This window comes from Protofrankia sp. Cas3, assembly GCF_963555955.1.
Lineage (GTDB): Bacteria > Actinomycetota > Actinomycetes > Frankiales > Frankiaceae > Protofrankia.
Genome location: NZ_CAUVXP010000170.1, coordinates 6,148 through 8,320, shown reverse-complemented (window position 1 = coordinate 8,320; position 2,173 = coordinate 6,148). Strand labels below are relative to the sequence as shown.

The following is a 2,173-nucleotide window of genomic DNA, read 5'->3' as shown; positions in this document are numbered from 1 at the left end:
CCCCTGCGCGAACGACAACGGCACCAGCTCGGGACGCTCGCGCGTCGCGAGAGTGAGCCGACCGCGATCGGCGTCCGCCAGCAGCCGCGCGATCCCCGCGGGCGTCCGGGTGGTGAACAGTGCCCGCAACGGGATCTCCACGCCCAACACGGCGCGTATCCGGGAAATCAGCCGCAGCGCCAACAGCGAATGCCCGCCGATGTCGAAGAAATCGTCGTCCATGCCGACCGATGCCACGTCGAGGACATCGGCGAAGGCCGCACACAACAGTTCACCCCGTACGTCCGCGGGCCCGCGCCCGCCGGCTGTGTCCGCACCGTAGTCCGGAGCCGGCAGTGCCCTGCGATCCAGCTTGCCGTTCGAGTTCAGTGGCAGCGCGTCCTGCACCACCACCGCGGCCGGCACCATGTACTGCGGCAACCGCGTCGCGGCCAAGCCGCGCAGAAGGCCCGGCAGCGCGTCGCGGTCAATATCCGAATCAGCGGCGACCACGTACGCCACGAGGCGCGTGTCCCCCGGCGCATCCTCCCGCACGACGACCGCGGCCTGCCGTACCTCGGGATGCGAGGCCAGTACGGCCTCGATCTCACCGGTCTCGATCCGAAACCCCCGGACCTTCACCTGGTCGTCCGCGCGGCCGGCGTACACGAGCTGCCCGTTGGCGGTCCACCGCGCCACGTCGCCCGTCCGGTACATCCGCTCGCCCGGCGACCCGAACGGACACGCGACGAACCGCTCGGCCGTCAACGCCGACCGGCGATGATAGCCCCGGGCCAGTCCCGACCCCGCGATGTACAGCTCCCCGGACACCCCCGGCGGCACCGGGTGCAGCCCGGCGTCGAGCACGTACGCCCGGACGTTGGCGATGGGTGCACCGATCGGTGGAATCGTCGGTACGTCCCCGTGGGCGTACCACGCCGTGGCGTAGACCGTCGCCTCGGTCGGCCCGTAGATGTTGGCGACCCTGACGCCGGGCAGAGCCGCGCGAATCCCGGCGACCGTCCGGGCGGACAACGCCTCGCCGGCCAGGACCACCGTACGGGTACGGGCGCGGGGCCCGATGTCGCCCACGAGGCGGGAGAACGCGGACGGCACCGCGCTGATCAGGCTCGCCGACCAGGCGCTGTGGTCGCGATCGGCCAGGACGAGCAGGTCCTCGACGACCTCGATGCCGCCGCCGGACACCAGGGGACCGAAGATCTCGAACACCGACACATCGAAGGTCAGCGAGGTGGCGGCCAGCACCCGGGAGAACTCTTGGGCGCTGAACGCGCGGCGCGCCCAGGACACCAGGCCGGCGACCGAACCGTGCTCGACGACCACGCCCTTGGGCGTACCGGTCGATCCCGACGTGTAGATCAGGTAGGCCGAATAGGTGGGGGACGGCGGGGCGATCCGCTCGGCGTCGGACAGGCCCGTACCGTCAAGTGCCGCTATCTGCGCCGCGACCGCCGGGTCGTCCGGCGTCACGACGGGAATGTCGACAGCCTGTCGCACCTCGGCGAGGCGGCCAGCCTCTCCGGAGCCCGCCAGCACGCACACCGTGTTCGCGTCGGCCAGGAGAAAACCGATCCGCTCGGCGGGATAGTCCGGATCGATCGGCAGGTACGCACCGCCGGCCTTCCACACCGCGAGGATCCCGACGACCATCTCCACAGTTCTCGGCAGGCACAGCCCCACCACGCACTCCGGTCCGACCCCGCGGCGGACCAGCTGGCGGGCCAGCCGGTTCGCCCGCGCGTCCAGCTCGGCGTAGCTGACCTCGACTCCCCCGCTGACAACCGCGACCGCGTCCGGAGTTCGGGCAGCCTGCGCCGCGAACAACTCCGGTACCGATGCGGCGGGTACCTCGACCGCGGTGTCGTTCCAGTCGGTCACAACCATGCGACGCTCCGCCTCCGCCAGGATGTCCACGCCGCTCAGCCGGGTCGACGGATCCTGAGCCAGTGCTTCCAGCACCCGCGTCCAGCGCCGGCCGATCTGCTCGACCGAATCTGGATCGAACAGGTCCGCGGCCCCGATCAGGACGCCGCGGATCCCCTCCGGCAGCCCGTCCGCGCCGAACACCTCGCCGACGCTCAGCTCCAGATCGAACCTGGCCGCCGACGTCGTCGTGGCCTGCCTCGCCACCTGCACGTCCGGTAGCGGCAGTTCGGCCCGGACGTTGTTCTGG

1 protein-coding gene is annotated in these 2,173 nt (G+C 71.3%); it reads right to left on the bottom strand.

The window, feature by feature from the left end; genetic code table 11:
* Positions 1–2,173, bottom strand: a 2,173-nt coding sequence (locus U9983_RS23185; RefSeq protein ID WP_322756043.1) for an amino acid adenylation domain-containing protein, incomplete at both ends; no start/stop codon positions are given.